The sequence below is a fragment of the Enterobacter sp. HK-058-C-ECC genome (assembly GCF_047531125.1).
Taxonomy (GTDB): Bacteria; Pseudomonadota; Gammaproteobacteria; order Enterobacterales; family Enterobacteriaceae; genus Enterobacter; species Enterobacter quasiroggenkampii.
The window spans coordinates 1-17,038 of record NZ_JBLKCH010000018.1 but is presented as its reverse complement, the minus strand read 5'-3'; the positions used below and the strand labels follow the sequence as shown (position 1 = coordinate 17,038).

Annotated in this window: 17 protein-coding genes; 12 read left to right on the top strand and 5 right to left on the bottom strand. The window is 61.0% G+C overall.

The features are described from left to right. The first annotated feature begins 8 nt into the window (after nt 1-8). The 6 genes from entE to ACMWJS_RS21395 all read left to right on the top strand — a co-directional run bounded on the left by entE (nt 9) and on the right by ACMWJS_RS21395 (nt 6,163). Nucleotides 9-1,619, top strand: coding sequence for a (2,3-dihydroxybenzoyl)adenylate synthase EntE (gene entE, locus ACMWJS_RS21420; protein WP_414747543.1), 1,611 nt, complete (start codon nt 9-11; stop codon nt 1,617-1,619). A 10-nt stretch (nt 1,620-1,629) separates the two neighbouring features. Then, a complete protein-coding gene (locus ACMWJS_RS21415; protein ID WP_045909619.1) occupies nt 1,630-2,484 on the top strand; it encodes an isochorismatase in 855 nt (284 codons plus the stop codon). Further along, nucleotides 2,484-3,236 carry a 2,3-dihydro-2,3-dihydroxybenzoate dehydrogenase EntA gene (gene entA, locus ACMWJS_RS21410; protein WP_414747542.1) on the top strand — a complete coding sequence of 251 codons (753 nt, stop codon included), beginning with the start codon at nt 2,484-2,486 and terminating at the stop codon, nt 3,234-3,236. Before ACMWJS_RS21415 ends, entA begins: the two co-directional genes overlap by 1 nt. Then, complete coding sequence (gene entH, locus ACMWJS_RS21405; RefSeq protein WP_048226051.1) at nt 3,237-3,650, top strand: proofreading thioesterase EntH; 414 nt, start codon at nt 3,237-3,239, stop codon at nt 3,648-3,650. A 149-nt stretch (nt 3,651-3,799) separates the two neighbouring features. Beyond that, on the top strand, nt 3,800-5,905 hold the full coding sequence (gene cstA, locus ACMWJS_RS21400) for a pyruvate/proton symporter CstA (RefSeq protein ID WP_045909616.1): 2,106 nt from the start codon (nt 3,800-3,802) through the stop codon (nt 5,903-5,905). Nucleotides 5,906-5,965: 60 nt separating this feature from the next. After that, complete coding sequence (locus ACMWJS_RS21395; RefSeq protein WP_006809671.1) at nt 5,966-6,163, top strand: YbdD/YjiX family protein; 198 nt, start codon at nt 5,966-5,968, stop codon at nt 6,161-6,163. On the opposite strand, the gene ACMWJS_RS21390 is transcribed toward ACMWJS_RS21395, so the two are convergent. From ACMWJS_RS21390 to ACMWJS_RS21375, 4 genes are all read right to left on the bottom strand, one after another. Continuing rightward, the gene (locus ACMWJS_RS21390) at nt 6,160-6,564 is read right to left on the bottom strand and encodes a helix-turn-helix domain-containing protein (protein WP_045909615.1); all 405 of its coding nucleotides are present in this window, start codon (nt 6,562-6,564) and stop codon (nt 6,160-6,162) included. The two genes, ACMWJS_RS21395 and ACMWJS_RS21390, sit on opposite strands and share 4 nt — an antisense overlap. Continuing rightward, nucleotides 6,536-6,841, bottom strand: a complete 306-nt coding sequence (locus ACMWJS_RS21385; protein WP_414747541.1) for a type II toxin-antitoxin system RelE family toxin — start codon at nt 6,839-6,841, stop codon at nt 6,536-6,538. Before ACMWJS_RS21385 ends, ACMWJS_RS21390 begins: the two co-directional genes overlap by 29 nt. 182 nt (nt 6,842-7,023) lie before the next feature. Continuing rightward, nucleotides 7,024-7,767 carry an SDR family NAD(P)-dependent oxidoreductase gene (locus tag ACMWJS_RS21380; protein WP_045909613.1) on the bottom strand — a complete coding sequence of 248 codons (744 nt, stop codon included), beginning with the start codon at nt 7,765-7,767 and terminating at the stop codon, nt 7,024-7,026. Between the two features lie 57 nt (nt 7,768-7,824). Next, nucleotides 7,825-8,913: an oxidoreductase gene (locus ACMWJS_RS21375; protein WP_414747540.1), complete on the bottom strand. Its 1,089-nt coding sequence runs from the start codon at nt 8,911-8,913 to the stop codon at nt 7,825-7,827. 159 nt (nt 8,914-9,072) lie between these two features. On the opposite strand from ACMWJS_RS21375, the gene ACMWJS_RS21370 reads away from it, so the two are divergent. From ACMWJS_RS21370 to ACMWJS_RS21355, 4 genes are all read left to right on the top strand, one after another. Beyond that, on the top strand, nt 9,073-10,575 hold the full coding sequence (locus ACMWJS_RS21370) for a sugar ABC transporter ATP-binding protein (protein WP_414747539.1): 1,503 nt from the start codon (nt 9,073-9,075) through the stop codon (nt 10,573-10,575). Next, nucleotides 10,572-11,567, top strand: a complete 996-nt coding sequence (locus ACMWJS_RS21365) for an ABC transporter permease (RefSeq protein WP_045909610.1) — start codon at nt 10,572-10,574, stop codon at nt 11,565-11,567. The genes ACMWJS_RS21370 and ACMWJS_RS21365 overlap by 4 nt, the downstream gene beginning before the upstream one ends. A 19-nt stretch (nt 11,568-11,586) precedes the next feature. After that, entirely contained in the window at nt 11,587-12,651 is a 1,065-nt protein-coding gene (locus ACMWJS_RS21360) for a sugar ABC transporter substrate-binding protein (protein WP_414747538.1), read from the top strand. A 93-nt stretch (nt 12,652-12,744) separates the two neighbouring features. Further along, entirely contained in the window at nt 12,745-13,986 is a 1,242-nt protein-coding gene (locus tag ACMWJS_RS21355) for an LVIVD repeat-containing protein (RefSeq protein WP_414747537.1), read from the top strand. A 91-nt stretch (nt 13,987-14,077) separates the two neighbouring features. Here ACMWJS_RS21355 and mtnK read toward each other — a convergent pair whose 3' ends face one another. Next, nucleotides 14,078-15,277, bottom strand: a complete 1,200-nt coding sequence (gene mtnK, locus ACMWJS_RS21350) for an S-methyl-5-thioribose kinase (RefSeq protein ID WP_196345975.1) — start codon at nt 15,275-15,277, stop codon at nt 14,078-14,080. A 104-nt stretch (nt 15,278-15,381) separates the two neighbouring features. Here mtnK and mtnA point away from each other — a divergent pair, with 104 nt between their 5' ends. Next, the gene (mtnA, locus tag ACMWJS_RS21345; protein WP_111967375.1) at nt 15,382-16,398 is read left to right on the top strand and encodes an S-methyl-5-thioribose-1-phosphate isomerase; all 1,017 of its coding nucleotides are present in this window, start codon (nt 15,382-15,384) and stop codon (nt 16,396-16,398) included. Between the two features lie 42 nt (nt 16,399-16,440). Next, a complete protein-coding gene (locus ACMWJS_RS21340; RefSeq protein WP_235402724.1) occupies nt 16,441-16,911 on the top strand; it encodes an SRPBCC family protein in 471 nt (156 codons plus the stop codon). Nucleotides 16,912-17,038: the final 127 nt, after the last annotated feature.

Below are 17,038 nucleotides of genomic sequence, written 5' to 3'. Positions count from 1 at the left end.
GAAGACTCATGACCATTCCCTTTACCCGCTGGCCTGAGGCATTTGCCCGCCGCTACCGTGAAAAAGGCTACTGGCAGGATCTGCCGTTGACCCACATCCTGACGGATCGGGCGGACAGCGATGCGGTGGCGATTATCGATGGCGATCGCCACATTACCTACCGCGCGCTGAATCAGGCCGTGAACAACCTGGCCTCAGCCCTTCAGGCGCGTGGGCTGCAGCGTGGCGAGACGGCGCTGGTGCAGCTTGGCAACGTGGCCGAGTTCTACATGACCTTCTTCGCGTTGCTGCAAATTGGCGTCGCGCCGGTCAACGCGCTCTTTAGCCACCAGCGCAGCGAGCTGAACGCCTACGCGGCGCAGATCAACCCCGCCGTGCTGATCGCCGATCGCGACCATGCGCTGTTTGCGGGCGATGATTTTCTTCATGCCTTTGTGGATGAACATCGCTCGGTGCGCGTCGTGCTCCTGCGCGGCGATAAGGGTGAATATGCCCTGGACACGGCGATTGCGCGTCCGGTGGACAATTTTATCCCTAACCCGACGCCCGCCGACGAAGTGGCATTCTTCCAGCTCTCCGGCGGCAGTACCGGCACGCCGAAGCTGATCCCGCGGACGCACAACGACTACGACTACAGCATTCGCCGCAGCAACGAGATCTGCGGTATCACTGCGCATACCCGGTATCTGAACGCGCTGCCCGCGGCGCACAACTACGCCATGAGCTCGCCGGGCTCACTGGGCGTCTTTACCGCGGGCGGCTGCGTGGTGCTGGCGAACGATCCGAGCGCCACGCTCTGCTTCCCGCTGATCGAACAGCATCAGATTAACGTCACCTCGCTGGTCCCGCCGGCGGTCAGCCTCTGGCTGCAGGCGATTGCCGACGGTGCGGGGAACGCGCAGCTTAACTCCCTGAAGCTGCTGCAGGTGGGCGGCGCACGCCTTTCCGCCACGCTTGCGGCGCGCATTCCGGCAGAAATCGGCTGCCAGCTGCAGCAAGTGTTCGGCATGGCAGAAGGGCTGGTGAACTACACCGCGCTCGACGACGCGCCGGAACGCATCATCAACACCCAGGGCCGACCGATGTGCCCGGACGACGAAGTGTGGGTGGCGGACGAGCACGGCAACCCGCTGCCGCGCGGGGAAGTCGGGCGCCTGATGACGCGCGGCCCGTACACCTTCCGCGGCTATTTCAACAGCCCGGAACACAACGCCAGCGCCTTCGACGCCGACGGCTTTTATTGCTCCGGGGATCTGATCGCCATTGACGAGCAGGGCTACATCACCGTGCAGGGGCGCGAGAAAGATCAGATCAACCGCGGCGGCGAGAAGATTGCTGCCGAAGAGATCGAGAACCTGCTGCTGCGCCATGAGTCGGTGATCCACGCCGCGCTGGTGAGCATGGAGGATAGCCTGCTGGGTGAGAAGAGCTGCGCGTATCTGGTGGTGAAACAGCCCCTGCGCGCGGTCGAGGTGCGTCGCTTTCTGCGCGAGCAGGGCGTCGCCGGATTCAAGCTGCCGGACCGCGTAGAGAGCGTGGATGCGCTCCCGCTGACGCCGGTCGGCAAAGTCGATAAGAAACAGTTGCGCCTGTGGCTTGCTGAACGCGCCCGGGGCTGAGGAACAGAGTATGGCCATTCCAAAATTAACCGCTTACGCGCTGCCGACCGCCGCAGAGTTGCCAACTAGCAAGGTGAACTGGGCGTTTGAGCCCGAGCGCGCGGCGCTGCTGATCCACGATATGCAGGAGTATTTCCTGAACTTCTGGGGCGAAAACAGCGAGATGATGCAGCAGGTGGTGGCGAACATCGCCAGACTGCGCGCCTGGTGCAAAGAACACAATATCCCGGTGTACTACACCGCGCAGCCAAAAGAGCAGAGCGATGACGATCGCGCCCTGCTGAACGACATGTGGGGCCCGGGCCTGACCCGTTCGCCGGAGCAGCAGCGCATCGTCGCCGAGCTGGCGCCGGACGAAGCGGACACGGTGCTGGTGAAGTGGCGCTACAGCGCGTTCCACCGCTCGCCGCTGGAGCAGATGCTGAAAGAGACGGGCCGCAACCAGCTGCTGATTACCGGCGTCTACGCCCACATCGGCTGCATGACCACCGCCACCGACGCCTTTATGCGCGACATTAAGCCGTTCTTCATTGCCGACGCGCTGGCGGATTTCACCCGTGATGAGCACCTGATGTCGCTGAACTATGTAGCCGGACGCTCGGGTCGCGTGGTGATGACCGACGAACTGCTGCCGTCCGTTCCGGCCTCGAAGGCCGCACTGCGCGAGCTTATTCTGCCGCTGCTGGATGAGTCCGACGAGCCGATGGATGACGAAAACCTGATCGACTACGGCCTGGACTCGGTACGCATGATGGCGCTGGCCGCCCGCTGGCGCAAAGTACACGGCGATATCGACTTCGTGATGCTGGCGAAAAATCCGACCCTCGACGCCTGGTGGGCGCTGCTTTCCCGCGAGGTGAAGTGATGGGATGGGATTTCACCGGTAAAACCGTCTGGGTGACGGGCGCGGGGAAGGGGATTGGCTACGCGACCGCAATAGCGTTTGCCGAAGCCGGCGCGCTGGTGACCGGGTTCGATTTGGCGTTCCCGCAGGATCACTATCCGTTTGCCACCGAAACGCTGGACGTGGCGGATGCCGCGCAGGTGCATGAGGTGTGCGGGCGCGTACTGGCTTCGCTCGAACGGCTGGACGTGCTGGTCAACGCGGCGGGCATTCTGCGCATGGGGGCGACGGACCAGCTCTCGCTGAAGGACTGGCAGGACACCTTTGCGGTCAACGTTGGCGGCGCATTCAATCTGTTCCAGCAGACCATGGGGCAGTTTCGCCGTCAGCAGGGCGGAGCGATTGTTACCGTGGCGTCCGATGCGGCGCACACGCCGCGCATCGGCATGAGCGCCTATGGCGCATCGAAAGCGGCGCTGAAAAGCCTGGCCCTGACCGTCGGGCTGGAGCTGGCAGGCAGCGGCGTGCGCTGCAATCTGGTGTCGCCGGGCTCAACGGACACCGATATGCAACGCACCCTGTGGAAAAGCGACGATGCGGAGCAGCAGCGCATTCGCGGCTTCGGCGAGCAGTTTAAGCTCGGTATTCCGCTGGGCAAAATTGCCCGTCCACAGGAGATCTCCAGCACGGTGTTGTTCCTTGCCTCCGATGCCGCCAGCCATATCACCCTGCAGGATATCGTGGTGGACGGCGGCTCCACGCTGGGGGCGTAAATGATCTGGAAACGTCATTTATCGCTTGAGGAACTGAACGCCACCAGCGTGAATACCCTGGTGGCGAACCTGGGCATCGTCTATACCCGCCTCGGGGACGACACGCTGGAAGCGGAGATGCCGGTGGATGCGCGTACCCATCAGCCGTTTGGCCTGCTCCACGGCGGGGCCTCGGCGGCGCTGGCGGAAACGCTCGGCTCAATGGCCGGATTTCTGATGACCCGCGACGGGCAGAGCGTGGTGGGAACGGAGCTGAACGCCACGCATCATCGGGCGGTATCCCACGGCACGGTTCGTGGCGTGTGTCAGCCGCTGCATCTTGGGCGTTCGAGCCAGAGCTGGGAGATTGTGGTTTTCGACGAGCAGGGGCGGCGGTGCTGTACCTGCCGGTTGAGTACGATGGTGCTGGGCTAGCCCAGGCAGATCAAAGTGATCGGCTTAACACTGTGGTGTAAATCTCTGGTTTGACCACGCATTATTGCGTTTCAAAGTTGTTAAATTTTTCCGGTTGTTCTAGAAACAAAATGTAACATCTCACTGTTTCACAACAACGGACAACAACTATGAACAACTCAGGGAAATACCTTACATGGGCAGGGCTCTCCGTTGTGGGAGCCTTTGCCCTGGGCTACATCGCCCTCAACCGGGGGGAGCAGATCAACGCGCTCTGGATCGTCGTTGCCTCGGTCTGCGTTTACCTGATCGCCTATCGTTTTTATGGTCGCTATATCGCTAAAAATGTTCTGGCGGTCGATAGCACCCGCATGACGCCTGCCGTTCGCCATAACGACGGTCTGGACTACGTGCCGACCGACAAGAAAGTGCTGTTCGGTCACCATTTTGCGGCGATCGCCGGGGCAGGCCCGCTGGTGGGCCCGGTGCTGGCGGCGCAGATGGGCTACCTGCCGGGGATGATCTGGATCCTCGCCGGGGTGGTGCTGGCGGGGGCGGTGCAGGACTTTATGGTGCTGTTCGTCTCCACCCGCCGCGACGGGCGTTCGCTGGGTGAGCTGGTGAAAGAGGAGATGGGGGCCACGGCCGGGGTGATTGCGCTGGTGGCGACCTTTATGATCATGGTGATCATCCTCGCGGTGCTGGCGATGATCGTAGTGAAAGCGTTGACCCACAGCCCGTGGGGAACGTATACCGTAGCCTTTACTATTCCGCTGGCGCTGTTCATGGGGATCTACATCCGCTACCTGCGTCCGGGCCGCATTGGTGAAGTGTCGGTGATTGGTCTGGTGTTGCTCGTGTTCGCCATTATCTCCGGCGGCTGGGTGGCGGAAAGCCCGACCTGGGCACCGTTCTTCGACTTTACCGGCGTACAGCTGACCTGGATGCTGGTGGGCTACGGCTTTGTGGCGGCGGTGCTGCCGGTGTGGCTGCTGCTGGCCCCGCGCGACTACCTTTCAACGTTCCTGAAAATCGGCACCATCGTCGGGCTGGCAATCGGCATTCTGATTATGCGCCCGACCCTGACCATGCCGGCATTAACCAAATTCATCGACGGCACCGGCCCGGTCTGGACCGGCAACCTCTTCCCGTTCCTGTTTATCACCATCGCCTGCGGTGCGGTGTCGGGCTTCCACGCGCTGATCGCCTCCGGGACGACGCCGAAGATGCTGGCGAATGAAAATCAGGCCTGCCTGATTGGCTACGGCGGCATGCTGATGGAGTCCTTCGTGGCCATCATGGCGCTGGTCTCCGCCTGCATTATCGATCCGGGCGTCTACTTCGCGATGAACAGCCCGATGGCGGTCCTGGCTCCGGCCGGTACCGTTGACGTGGTGGCATCTGCCGCGCAGGTGGTGAGCGGCTGGGGCTTCGCGATTACCCCTGATACGTTGACGAGCATCGCCAGCGAAGTGGGCGAGCAGTCCATAATCTCCCGCGCGGGCGGGGCGCCGACGCTGGCGGTGGGCATGGCGTATATTCTCCACGGCGCGCTGGGCGGGCTGATGGACGTGTCGTTCTGGTATCACTTCGCCATTCTGTTTGAAGCGCTGTTTATCCTGACGGCGGTGGATGCGGGAACCCGTGCGGCGCGCTTTATGCTGCAGGATCTGCTGGGCGTCATCTCCCCGAACCTGAAGCGGACCGACTCGCTCCCGGCTAACCTGCTGGCGACGGCGCTGTGCGTGCTGGCGTGGGGCTATTTCCTGCATCAGGGCGTGGTCGATCCGCTGGGCGGGATTAACACCCTGTGGCCGCTGTTCGGTATCGCCAACCAGATGCTGGCGGGCATGGCGCTGATGCTCTGCGCGGTGGTGCTGTTCAAGATGAAGCGCCAGCGCTATGCGTGGGTGGCGCTGGTGCCTACCGCGTGGCTGCTGATCTGTACCCTGACGGCGGGCTGGCAGAAGGCCTTCAGTCCGGATAATAAGGTGGGCTTCCTGGCAATTGCCAACAAGTTCCAGGCGATGATCGACAGCGGCAAGATCCCGGCACAGTACACCGAATCACAGCTGTCGCAGCTGGTGTTTAACAACCGTCTGGACGCCGGGCTGACCATCTTCTTTATGGTGGTGGTCGTGGTGCTGGCGTTGTATTCTCTCAAGACCGCGCTGGCGGCATTGAAAGTCGACACGCCAACGGCGAAAGAGACGCCGTATGAGCCAATGCCTGAAAACCTGGAAGAGATTGTGACCCAGGCGAAAGGGGCGCACTAACCTTTGTGCCGGGTGGCGGCTTCGCCTTACCCGGCCTGCATTCCCTGTGAGATCAGAATCATGTTCGACACCCTTTCCAAAGCCGGTAAGTACCTGGGCCAGGCCGCCAAAATGATGATTGGCGTGCCGGACTACGACAACTACGTCGAGCATATGCGTGTCAATCATCCGGACCAGACGCCAATGACCTACGAAGAATTTTTCCGTGACCGCCAGGACGCCCGTTACGGCGGCAAGGGCGGGGCGAAGTGCTGTTAACCCTCTTTCGGTAAATAGAGGCTGATCTGCTCCTGCTTGCAGCCGTAGATCGCTGCCAGCTTTTCACGGGTGCGCTTTTGCGGACGGGAGTCCAGCGCTTCCAGCTGCGACACGGCGGACTGGCTGATGCCCAGTTTCTCCGCCACCTCTTGCTGGGATAGCCCGCGCAGGATACGCCAAGCGGCCTGCAGGCTGACGTTCTGCCAGGTCATGATGCTGCACACTTCTCCGGGCAATTCCACGTCATCCAGACTATCGTGTTCGACCTCAATATCCTCCAGATCGTCATCGGTTTCGTCGTCAATTTCTGACATTTGTAAGAGCATACGAAAATATTCGTGATAGGGAATAACGGCATACTGCGTTTTCCCGTTATCGTCCTTGATTAGCTGTACAGCCATAGGTGGCACTCTCCTCATGCAGGTAAGTCGTTGAAGTTCTGCGCTTGACGGCTAAAACATAACAATGGTTATCGGGATCGTCCCGAAGCGTGTAGATGATGCAGTAATCGCCAACGCGTAGCCGGAAATGATTTTCGGTCGCCGATATTTTTTTGATATCGGGCCGGGGAGCTGAACGGTCATCCAGCTCATTAAGCTTTACCTCAATGCGGTGCTGATACCGCTCGTCAATCTTTGAAAACGCCTTCTTTGCACCATTGGACCAGACAATCTTCATCCGTACCTCCACTGTACGCCCACATAAAATATAAGGAAATAATAAGACTATTAGATAAATTCCGAATTTCTTATGGGTACTGTAGAGCGGAGAAAAAATACAGGTAAGAGGCAAAACGCAAACCGTCGAGGCGGCTCGAGAAGGCCTCTGCCGGGCGACAGAGGCTTGCAGGAAATTTGCGATCAGGCGTTCAACCCGCCGTCGACATCCAGCCCTGTGCCGGAGATCTGCCCGGCGGCCGGGCTGGCAAGGAAGGTGACCGCCGCCGCAATGTCTTCCGGCTGGCCGTAGTGACCGACCGCGATCATCTGGCGCTGGGCTTCCGCCTGTTCGCCGTCTTCCGGGTTCATATCGCTGTTGGTGGGGCCGGGGTGGACAAGGTTAACGGTAATACCGCGCGGGCCCAGATCGCGCGCCAGGCCGCGGGTGAGGGAGTTAAGGGCAGACTTGGTCATCGAGTAAACGGCAATACCCGGCATCGCCACGCGGTTGGCCAGACAGCTGCCGATGTTGATAATGCGCCCGCCGTCGGACATGTGCACCAGCGCTTCCTGAATGGCGATCACCACGCCGCGAATGTTGACGTTGATGAGCGCGTCAATGTCCGCCAGGGTCATGGACTCCAGCGGGCCGCCGCGCGCGATACCCGCGTTGTTGACCAGAATGTCCAGCCCGCCAAGGGAACGCGCCGCATGGGTGACGGCATCCTGAATCGCCTGCGCGCTGGCACTGTCGGCCTGCACAGCTTCGCTGTGTCGTCCCAGCGCCTTAATCTCCTCAGCGACCGCCTGGGCTTTATCGGCGGATTTTTCATACGTAATAATCACATCCGCACCGGCGCGCGCCAGCGACAGTGCAATAGCCCGACCCAACCCGCGGCTGGCACCGGTAACCAGCGCCTTTTTACCTGTTAAATCGATCTGCATGATGACCTCGTTACGAGAGTGATAAGAATCATCATTAGGTATAGACGGTCAGGGAGATTAACGGCTGAAGTATTCCACCTTCTCAAACGCCGCGCGCAGAACCTCAGGCGTTAACGTCACCGGCAGATAATGAATTGACTCCACCGGACGCAGGGTGTGGGCAATCACCTTATCCAGCTCGTCTCGGTTGTGAATATCGACCTCCAGCGCGCGAAGCGTGGTCGGCAGGTTAAAGTGCCGGTACGCCGCCACCAGCTGCGCCAGCACGTCGTCCTGGCCGAGCAGGGCACTCTGCACCAGAATGCCGTAGGCCACCTTGGTGCCGTGAAGGTATTTTTCCGTCTGCGGCAGCACGGTTAAGCCGTTGTGCACCGCATGCGCCGCCGCCACGCGGGTATAGCGTTCACCCAGACCGCCGACCATCCCGCCGCCGGCGATGATCGCATCCACCACGTCCCGAAAGACCTGCGTCTGTTCGCCGCGCTGCTGGTCGGCCAGCGCTTCCTCACTGTGCTCCAGCAGCACGTCGCGGATCGCCAGCGCGCCGTTGATGCCCAGCCGCACGGTCAGCGGCAGGTTTTCAGGCTGCGGAGCAAGCACTACCGCTTCGTACCATTTCGCCAGCGTATCGCCGATACCCGCCAGCAGGTATTCCGCGGGTGCGTTGAGAATGATCTGTGGCTCTACCAGCACCAGGAAGTTGGCGTCATCGAAGATCTCAAAATGCAGCGCCAGCCCGGCATCGTTGTACCAGACGGAGAGCGGGGTCCATGCCGCGCAGGTAGCGGCAATGGTGGGGATACCCACGAACGGCACGCCTAAGCGGCGCGCCACGGCCTTGACGGTATCCAGCACCGCACCGCCGCCGACGCCAATCACCACGCTGGCGTCACTGCCGGATTCATTCGCAAGATGGGTGACGTCGCGCTCGCTGCAGTGGCCTTTAAACAGCAGGTGTTTCGCCCCCGGCTCGTGAAAGCTCTCCGGCAGGAACGGGCGCGCGCCGTCGATAGCGCGCTCGCCGTAAATCCACACCGCGCGGGAAAGCTGCTCCTGGGTAAAAAAGTCATTCAGATGCGCAAGGCTTCCGGGATGGGAGAAGTAGTTCGCCGGGCCAGGCACGACGCGGATATCGGTGTTGCTCATGGTGTTGTCCTTTTTTAGCAAGCGCTAACCCGATGTTATGTCTGGACATCCGGATGGCTAATAATATTTCGCTTTAACTTATGCCTTTTCCGTCGTTGTCAGTCAACCGGAGCTGTGAAAAATTCGATAAATCAGAAGAGTTATGAAGGATTTACGCGGATGGTTTCCAGTCGCCTTGAAATGCGCGGTATCAGCCTGGCCTTTTCCGGGTTTCAGGCGCTGTCGCGCGTGAACTTCACCTTAACCGGCGGATCGGTACATGCGCTGACCGGCGCCAACGGCGCGGGGAAATCGACGCTGATGGCAGTGCTGTGCGGGACGCACGACCACTATGAAGGCGAAATCTCCATTAATAACCAGCCGGTAAGCATCCGCGAGCCGCTCGATGCCAAACGGCTGGGGATCCACCTCGTGCAGCAGGAAGTGGACGTGGCGCTGATCCCGGGGTTAAGCATCGCCGAGAACATCATGCTCGACCAACTGGCGCAGCCGGGGCATCGCTTCCGCTGGCGCGCCGTCCGCCAGCAGGCGAGACAGGCGCTGGCGCAGCTTGACGTTACGCTGGACGTCCGCCGTTCCATCGACAGCTGCACGCTTGCCGAAAAGCAGCAGATTTTGCTGGCGCGCGCCCTGTCACACCACTGCCGTTTTCTCATTCTTGATGAGCCCACCGCGCCGCTGGACGCGCACGAGAGCGAGCGCCTGTTTGCGGTGGTGAGACGGTTAAAGCAGCAGGGCATCGGCGTGGTGTTTATCTCCCACCGCATTCACGAGCTTAAGGCCATCTGCGACACCCTGACGGTGCTGCGCGACGGCAAGCTGATTGAGTCCGGCCCGATGGCCGATCTCAGCGGCGAAGCGATCGTCGAGAAGATGCTCGGCCACGTGCTGAGCGATATCTACCCGCCCGCGCGGCCGCCGCACGGCGCCGAAACGTTGCTGCGGGTAGAAGGGCTGCACGACGACGCGCTGCTGAAAGATATCTCCTTGCACCTGCGTAAGGGCGAAATTCTCGGTATTGCCGGGCTGGCGGGCGCGGGCAAAACAGAACTCTGTAAGGCGCTGTTTGGCGCCAGCAAAAGCCGCGTGTCGCGCGGTGAGTTGAATCAACAGCCCTGGCAGCCGCGCGATCCGGCGGACTCGGTGCTGCGCGGCCTGGCGCTGGTGCCGGAAGAGCGGCGCAAAGAGGGTATTTTTATCGACGAGCCGGTGAGCATGAACCTTGCCGTGTGCGCCGATAACAGCTTCTCGCGCTGGAGCCTGTTCGGCCATCGTCAGGCGTGGCGCTGGGCGGAGGAGGTGATCGCCCGCGTTGGCGTGCGCGCCCGCGGTCCCGGGCAGGTTTTGCGACGTTTGTCCGGCGGCAACCAGCAGAAGGTCGCCATCGGCAAGTGGCTGCGCAATGACGCGAGCGTGCTGATCTTCGACGAGCCGACCAAAGGCGTGGACGTGAAGGCCAAAACCGATCTGTTCCAGCTGATCGACGGCCTGGCGCGCGAGGGCAAAGGAGTAATTTACGCCTCCGGCGAGTTTGCCGAGCTGGTCGGGCTGTGCGACCGCATCTGCGTGCTGTGGGACGGGCGCATCGTGGCGGAAATCGCCGGGGCCGAGGCCCGTGAAGAGACACTACTTTATTATTCAACCGGAGGAACGGCGTCGTGAGCAAGGCCCTTTCAGTAAACGCGACGGCGTCTGGCCGTCAGCAGATTTTCGATTTTCTCTACAAGTGGGGCATGCTGTTAACCGTCGTCGCGCTGGTGGCCGTCTTTGGCCTGGCGTCGGACAGCTTCCTCGATCCAAACAACATCATCAATATTCTGCGCTCGATTGCCATCGTGACGGTGATAGCCATCGGCGTGTCGATCTCGCTGACCATTGGCGGGTTCGATCTCTCCGTAGGATCGACCGCGTCGCTGGCGAACGCGCTGGTGATTTCCCTTTTCGTCTGGCACGGCTTCGGCACCACCGAGTCGATTCTGATCACCCTCGCGCTCTGCACGCTGGTCGGCCTGTTTAACGCCTTTCTGATCGTCATCCTGCGCATTCCGGACATGCTCGCGACGCTGGCCAGCCTGTTTGTGATCCAGGGCGTGGCGATGACCTACAGCTACGGCGGGTCGATTACCGAGAACATGGTGCTGCCGAGCGGTGACATGGCGGAAGGCACCATTCCGGCGACGTTCAGCCTGCTGGGGCAGGTGCCGACGATTGTGATCATCATGCTGGTGGTGACGGTTCTGGCGCAGCTGGGGCTGTCGCTCACCACTCACGGTCGTCGGATGTACGCCATTGGCGGTAACCCGGAGGCGGCGCGCCTCTCCGGCATTCGCACCACCCGCTACAAGGTGGCGGCCTACGTGATTGCCTCCCTGCTGGCGGGCCTGGGCGGGATTTTGCTGGCCTCGCGCATTGGCTCGTCGCAGGTGAACGCGGGCGGCGGTTACCTGATGGATGCGGTGGCGGCGGCGTGGATTGGCTTCTCGCTGGCCGGGTCCGGCAAGCCGAATGCGCTGGGGACCCTGGTCGGGGCGGTTATTCTCGGCGTGCTGTCGAACGGGCTGGTGATGCTCTCCGTGCCGTATTACGCCATGGACATTATAAAAGGGCTGGTGCTCGCGGTAGCGCTGGCGATTACCTATATACAAAAACGCTGACAACACAACAGGATAAAAAATGAAAAAGATTGCACTCTCTTTGGTGGCATTAGGGTTATTCACCGCTCAGCCTGGCTTCGCGGCCACGCCCGCACCGCTCCCGGCGGCCATTGCCAACCATGACGGCCCGATCCGCATCGCGGTGATCCGTAACCTCGGCTCAGACGACAACACCACGCAGTTTATTGCCGGAGCCATTCAGGAAGGGAAGAAGCTTGGCTTTAAGGTCAGCACCTTTTTAAGCAACGGGGACGACGCCAAATTCCAGGACTTCGTGAACCAGGCCATCAGCCAGAAGTACGACGGGATTATCCTTTCTCAGGGCCGCGATCCGTACTCCACCGCGCTGGTGAAAAAGGCGGTGGATGCCGGGATTAAGGTCGCGGTATTTGATACCGCCGTCAACGGCGAGATCCCGGGCGTGACCGTCACCCAGCAGGACGATGCCTCCCTGACGAACCTCTCCTTCGGCCAACTGGCGAAAGATTTCAACGGCAAGGCCAATATCGTCAAGCTGTGGGTGGCGGGCTTCCCGCCGATGGAGCGTCGTCAGGCGGCGTATAAAGAGTTGCAAAAACAGTACCCGGACATCAAAGAGCTGGAGTCTATCGGCGCGGTCTCCTCTGACGTGCAGGGCGACACCGCCAACAAGGTGGGCGCGATTCTGGCGAAATACCCGAAAGGTAAAATCGACGCCATCTGGGGAACCTGGGACGCCTTCAGCCAGGGCGCGTACAAAGCGCTGAAAGAGAACGGCCGTACCGAGATCAAACTCTACAGCATCGACATCTCCAACCAGGATCTGCAGCTGATGCGCGAGCCGGGCAGCCCGTGGAAGGTGAGCGTGGCGGTGGATCCGAAGCTGATTGGCGCGACCAACGTGCGTCTGGTGGCGAACAAGATTGCCGGGGAAGCCACGCCTGCGACCTACGATTTTAAGGCGGCCGCTATTCCACAGGCGCTGCTGACCGCCCAGCCGGGTGCGGTGAACGTGGCGTCGCTGGGGAAAATCATTCCGGGCTGGGGCCAGACGGAAGATTTTATCGCGCCGTGGTTTGCGACGCTGGAAGCGAAGAATAAATAAAACCCAGCCGGGTGGCGGCTGCGCCTTACCCGGCCTACATTTCGCACCCGTAGGCCCGTTAAGCGCAGCGCCACCGGGCGAAAGGAGCTCAAGGTGACTCATTTACCCCCTCCCGAATACAGCCGCAACATGCGGCTGATTGGCCATAGCGATCAGGGCGGTCGCCCGGACGGCGTGCAACTGATGGTGCACCGCGGTTTCGCTTATATCGGCCATATGGTGTCGCAGGGCTTTTCGATTGTCGACGTGCGCGACCCGAAAAAACCGAAAGCGGTGGGCTACGTGCCCGCGCCGCCCGGCACCTGGAACGTGCATCTGCAGGCGCATGATGACCTGCTGCTGGTCATCAACGCCCGGGATCTGTTTGCCGATGCCCGCTTTGCCGACGAAAAGGTCTACTACACCCGCCAGGTGGGCGAGACTGTCCGCGACGTGCAGGACAAAGGCTGGAGCGCCGGGCTGCGCGTGTTTGATATCTCCACGCCGGACAGGCCGCGCGAAATCGGCTTTCTGTCGCTGAGCGGGATTGGCATTCACCGCATCTGGTACGTCGGTGGCCGCTGGGCGTACGTGTCGGCGCTGATCGATGGTTTTACCGACTACATCTTTCTGACGATCGATCTGGCCGACCCGCGTAAGCCTGAGGTGGCAGGGCGCTGGTGGCTGCCGGGGATGAACCAGGCCGAAGGTGAACAGCCGAACTGGCCGGAAGGGAAACGCTACGCGCTCCACCATGCGATTATTGCCGGCGATACTGCGTACGGCAGCTGGCGCGACGGCGGCCTGACGCTGCTGGACGTGAAGGATCGTACCCGTCCTAAGCTCATTAGCCACCGTAACTGGAGTCCGCCGTTTGGCGGCGGCACGCACACCGCGCTGCCGCTGCCGGACCGCGATCTGCTGGTGGTGCTGGATGAAGCGGTGCTCGACAACCAGGAGGACGGGGAGAAGCTGATCTGGCTGTTTGATATCCGCGAGCCGTCGAACCCGGTAAGCATCTCTACCTTCCCACAGCCGGACGAAACTGACTACGTGACGAAAGGGGCGCATTTCGGCCCGCATAACCTGCACGAGAACCGGCCGGGGAGCTTTGTCAGCTCCACGCTGATTTTTGCCACGTATCAGAATGCGGGCGTGCGCGCGTATGACATTTCCAATCCGTATCGTCCGGTTGAAACGGGGGCGCTGGTGCCTGCCGCGCCGGCGAAAATGATGGATACCCGTCCGAATCGCCCGCAGGTGATCCAGTCGTGTGACGTGTTCGTGGATGCGCAGGGAATTATCTACAGCACGGATTATAACGGCGGGCTGTCGGTGATTGAGTATTTGGGGTGAGTATTGCCGGGTGGCGGCTTTGCCTTACCCGGCCTACATTTTGCACCCGTAGGCCCGGTAAGCGCAGCGCCCCCGGGCACAAAGCCGGCACTCAGCTGTACTGCCGCACTCGCGCCACCAGATCTTCCGCGCTGTCGATACGGTCGGCAATAACAATCAGCGCCTTGCCGAGCGTTATCGCGTGGCGAAGGCATTCGTGGCGCATCGCCTCGTCCTGAATGGTGTCGATATCCGCGACGTGGGAAAGCCCGACGCTGCGGCGAATCAGCTCGGTGCCGCAGAAGCCGATGGCATCATGCCAGACCTTTTTCAGGAAGGCGGAGGCATAGCCCGGCGCGCTGAGCGCGGCGTCGCGTGTTTTCTCGTGTGCCAGCGCCTGGAAGCGCTCCGCGAAGGTGTTCCACAGTTCCTGAATATCGGTCAGACGTTGCTCGCGGGCGGCAGCGGCATCGCGAATGCCCAGATGTCCCGGCAGGCCGCAGAAGTTCAGCAGCAGGTTGCCGATAGCGGTGCCGACATCAAAGCCCATCGGCCCGAAATAGCCGAACTCGGCGTCGATGGCCTTCAGGCTGCCGTCGGCCACAAAAATCGAGCCGCTGTGAATGTCTCCGTGCAGCAGAGCTTCAGCCTGAGAAAAGAAACGGTGCTTCAGGGAGGCCACGGCAATTTTCAGCTGGGCGTCGTCGCGCAGCGCGGCGACGTCATTTTCCAGCTCGGCCGGGTAGCTGTTGCGTTCGTGGATCTGGTACGGATCGTTGAAGAACAGATCTTCGGTGATCTCGCACATCTCCGGGTTGATGAATGTCGCCACCTGCGCTTTTTTCTCGTGCGGGTGCAGGTAGAAATCGCTGGTGTGGAACAGCGCGTGCGCGAGGTATTCACCCAGCTGACGCGCCGCCTGCGGGTAATAATTATTTTTGATCAGCTCGCCGCGCCAGATGCGATGGCTGGAGAGATCTTCCATCACCATCACCGCCAGTTCCGGGTCAAAGTGGTGGATTTTTACGGTGTGCTGCGGGCTGTGCCGATAGTGCTCGACCAGGGTTTGTGCCTCCAGACGGGCGCGGTCCAGCGTCAGCGGCCAGGACTCACCGACGCAGCGCACATAGGGCAGCGCCTGCTTAACGATGATGCGGCTCACGCCCGCGCTGTCGAAGATTTTGAACACCAGATTGAGGTTGCCGTCGCCTACCTCCTGCGCCTCCACCAGCGATGAAGGATCGTCAAGGCCGCCAAACTGCCTGGCATATTCCACGGCGTCCTGAGCGGTAAAGGTACGGTATTGCGACATGGCCTGCTCCTCACGGGTTTGCTAATAAAGACATGTAGACGTCTATACATCTGGACTTCATCCTGACACAATGTGCTACAACAACGCAACAGGGAATTAACGACATGCAGACATTACAGACGACCAGCCTGCGGGTAGCGGATAATCAGCTCTTTATTCTCGACCAGCAGGCCCTTCCTCAGGAGAAACGCTGGCTGGATGCCTCAACGGTAGAGGCGCTGGTGGGGCATATTCACGCCCTGCGGGTGCGCGGCGCGCCGCTGATCGGTCTCTCTGCAAGTCTGCTGCTGGCGCTGCTGGCGGAAAACGGCAAAAGCCGTGACGAGCTGGCGGTTGCGCTGGAAACCCTGCGCGCATCCCGCCCGACGGCGGTGAACCTGATGAACAACCTTGACCGCATGAAGCTGGCGCTGTGGCAGGAAGAGTATGTTCCGGCGCTGGTCGCCGAGGCGCTGCGCCTGATCGACGAAGACAAACGACTCTGTGACGCCATTGCGAGAGCGGGTAGCGCGCTGGTGAAGCCCGGCAGCCGCCTGCTGACCCACTGCAACACCGGCGGGCTGGCAACGGCGGGCGTCGGCACCGCGCTGGGCGTGATTGCTCGCGCGCATCAGGAAGGCAAGGTCAGCAACGTCTGGGTCGATGAAACCCGTCCGCTGCTGCAGGGGGGAAGATTAACCGCCTGGGAACTTGGCGAGCTGGGTGTGCCGTATCAGCTAATTACCGATTCCATGGCCGCCAGCCTGATGGCGAAAGGGCAGGTGGACGCCGTGTGGGTGGGTGCAGACCGGATTGCTGCCAACGGCGACGTGGCGAACAAGATTGGCACCTATTCCCTGGCGGTGCTGGCAAAATTCCACGGCATTCCGTTCTACGTGGCCGCGCCGCAAACGACCCTCGACCCGGATTGCCCGAACGGCGACGCGATCCCGATTGAGCAGCGCGCCGCCAGCGAGGTGACGGGCGTCGCCGGAAGCTTTGGCGCGGTGCAGTGGGCGCCGGAAAACGCGCAGGTCTATAACCCGGCGTTTGACGTAACGCCCGCCTCGCTGATTAGCGGCTGGGTGCTGGATACGGGTGTGGTCACGCCGGAAGCGGTGGCAAACGGCAAATTCGCCTGAGTCCGGCTATCCTTTAAGGGGTTCCCTTAAGAGGACAATATCGTGACGCTCGATCCTGAAACAGACTTAAAACTGGAGCGCGTGGTGGATGCCCCGCGCGACCTGCTGTGGCTGTGCTGGACTACGCCCGAGCATATCAAAAACTTCTTCATTCCTGCTCCCCATAAGGTGACCGAATGCGACCTTGACCTCCGCGTGGGCGGACGGTTCAACACCGTGTTTGAGGTGGACGGTCAGCGGATGGATAACCGGGGTGTGTTCCTTGAAATCGACCCGGGAAAAAAGCTGGTCTTTACCGACGGCTATACCGAAGGCTGGAAACCAACCGAGAAGCCGTTTATGACGGCGATCCTGCTGCTGGAAGAGGTGGGCGAGGGCAAAACGCGCTATACGGCGATTGCGCGCCACCCCACGAAGGAAATCCGCGAGCAGCATGAACAGATGGGCTTCCACGAAGGGTGGGGGATAGTGCTGGATCAGCTGGTGGAGTATGTGAAGGGATTGAAGCGTTGAAGCTCGAGCGGCCTGATGCCCTCACCCCAGCCCTCTCCCACTGTACAGTCCGGGGACATGGTAGACAGGTGTTCGGGGACATGGTGAACACTTTTTAACATCCTTTACCCATGGTGATCGACTGTTT

Excerpts from the sequence above, each read along its gene's own strand:
- entE (WP_414747543.1), top strand. The coding sequence starts at position 9 with ATGACCATTCCCTTTACCCGCTGGCCTGAGGCATTTGCCCGCCGCTAC.
- ACMWJS_RS21415 (WP_045909619.1), top strand. The coding sequence starts at position 1,630 with ATGGCCATTCCAAAATTAACCGCTTACGCGCTGCCGACCGCCGCAGAG.
- entA (WP_414747542.1), top strand. The coding sequence starts at position 2,484 with ATGGGATGGGATTTCACCGGTAAAACCGTCTGGGTGACGGGCGCGGGG.
- entH (WP_048226051.1), top strand. The coding sequence starts at position 3,237 with ATGATCTGGAAACGTCATTTATCGCTTGAGGAACTGAACGCCACCAGC.
- cstA (WP_045909616.1), top strand. The coding sequence starts at position 3,800 with ATGAACAACTCAGGGAAATACCTTACATGGGCAGGGCTCTCCGTTGTG.
- ACMWJS_RS21395 (WP_006809671.1), top strand. The coding sequence starts at position 5,966 with ATGTTCGACACCCTTTCCAAAGCCGGTAAGTACCTGGGCCAGGCCGCC.
- ACMWJS_RS21390 (WP_045909615.1), bottom strand. The coding sequence starts at position 6,564 with ATGGCTGTACAGCTAATCAAGGACGATAACGGGAAAACGCAGTATGCC.
- ACMWJS_RS21385 (WP_414747541.1), bottom strand. The coding sequence starts at position 6,841 with ATGAAGATTGTCTGGTCCAATGGTGCAAAGAAGGCGTTTTCAAAGATT.
- ACMWJS_RS21380 (WP_045909613.1), bottom strand. The coding sequence starts at position 7,767 with ATGCAGATCGATTTAACAGGTAAAAAGGCGCTGGTTACCGGTGCCAGC.
- ACMWJS_RS21375 (WP_414747540.1), bottom strand. The coding sequence starts at position 8,913 with ATGAGCAACACCGATATCCGCGTCGTGCCTGGCCCGGCGAACTACTTC.
- ACMWJS_RS21370 (WP_414747539.1), top strand. The coding sequence starts at position 9,073 with ATGGTTTCCAGTCGCCTTGAAATGCGCGGTATCAGCCTGGCCTTTTCC.
- ACMWJS_RS21360 (WP_414747538.1), top strand. The coding sequence starts at position 11,587 with ATGAAAAAGATTGCACTCTCTTTGGTGGCATTAGGGTTATTCACCGCT.
- mtnK (WP_196345975.1), bottom strand. The coding sequence starts at position 15,277 with ATGTCGCAATACCGTACCTTTACCGCTCAGGACGCCGTGGAATATGCC.
- mtnA (WP_111967375.1), top strand. The coding sequence starts at position 15,382 with ATGCAGACATTACAGACGACCAGCCTGCGGGTAGCGGATAATCAGCTC.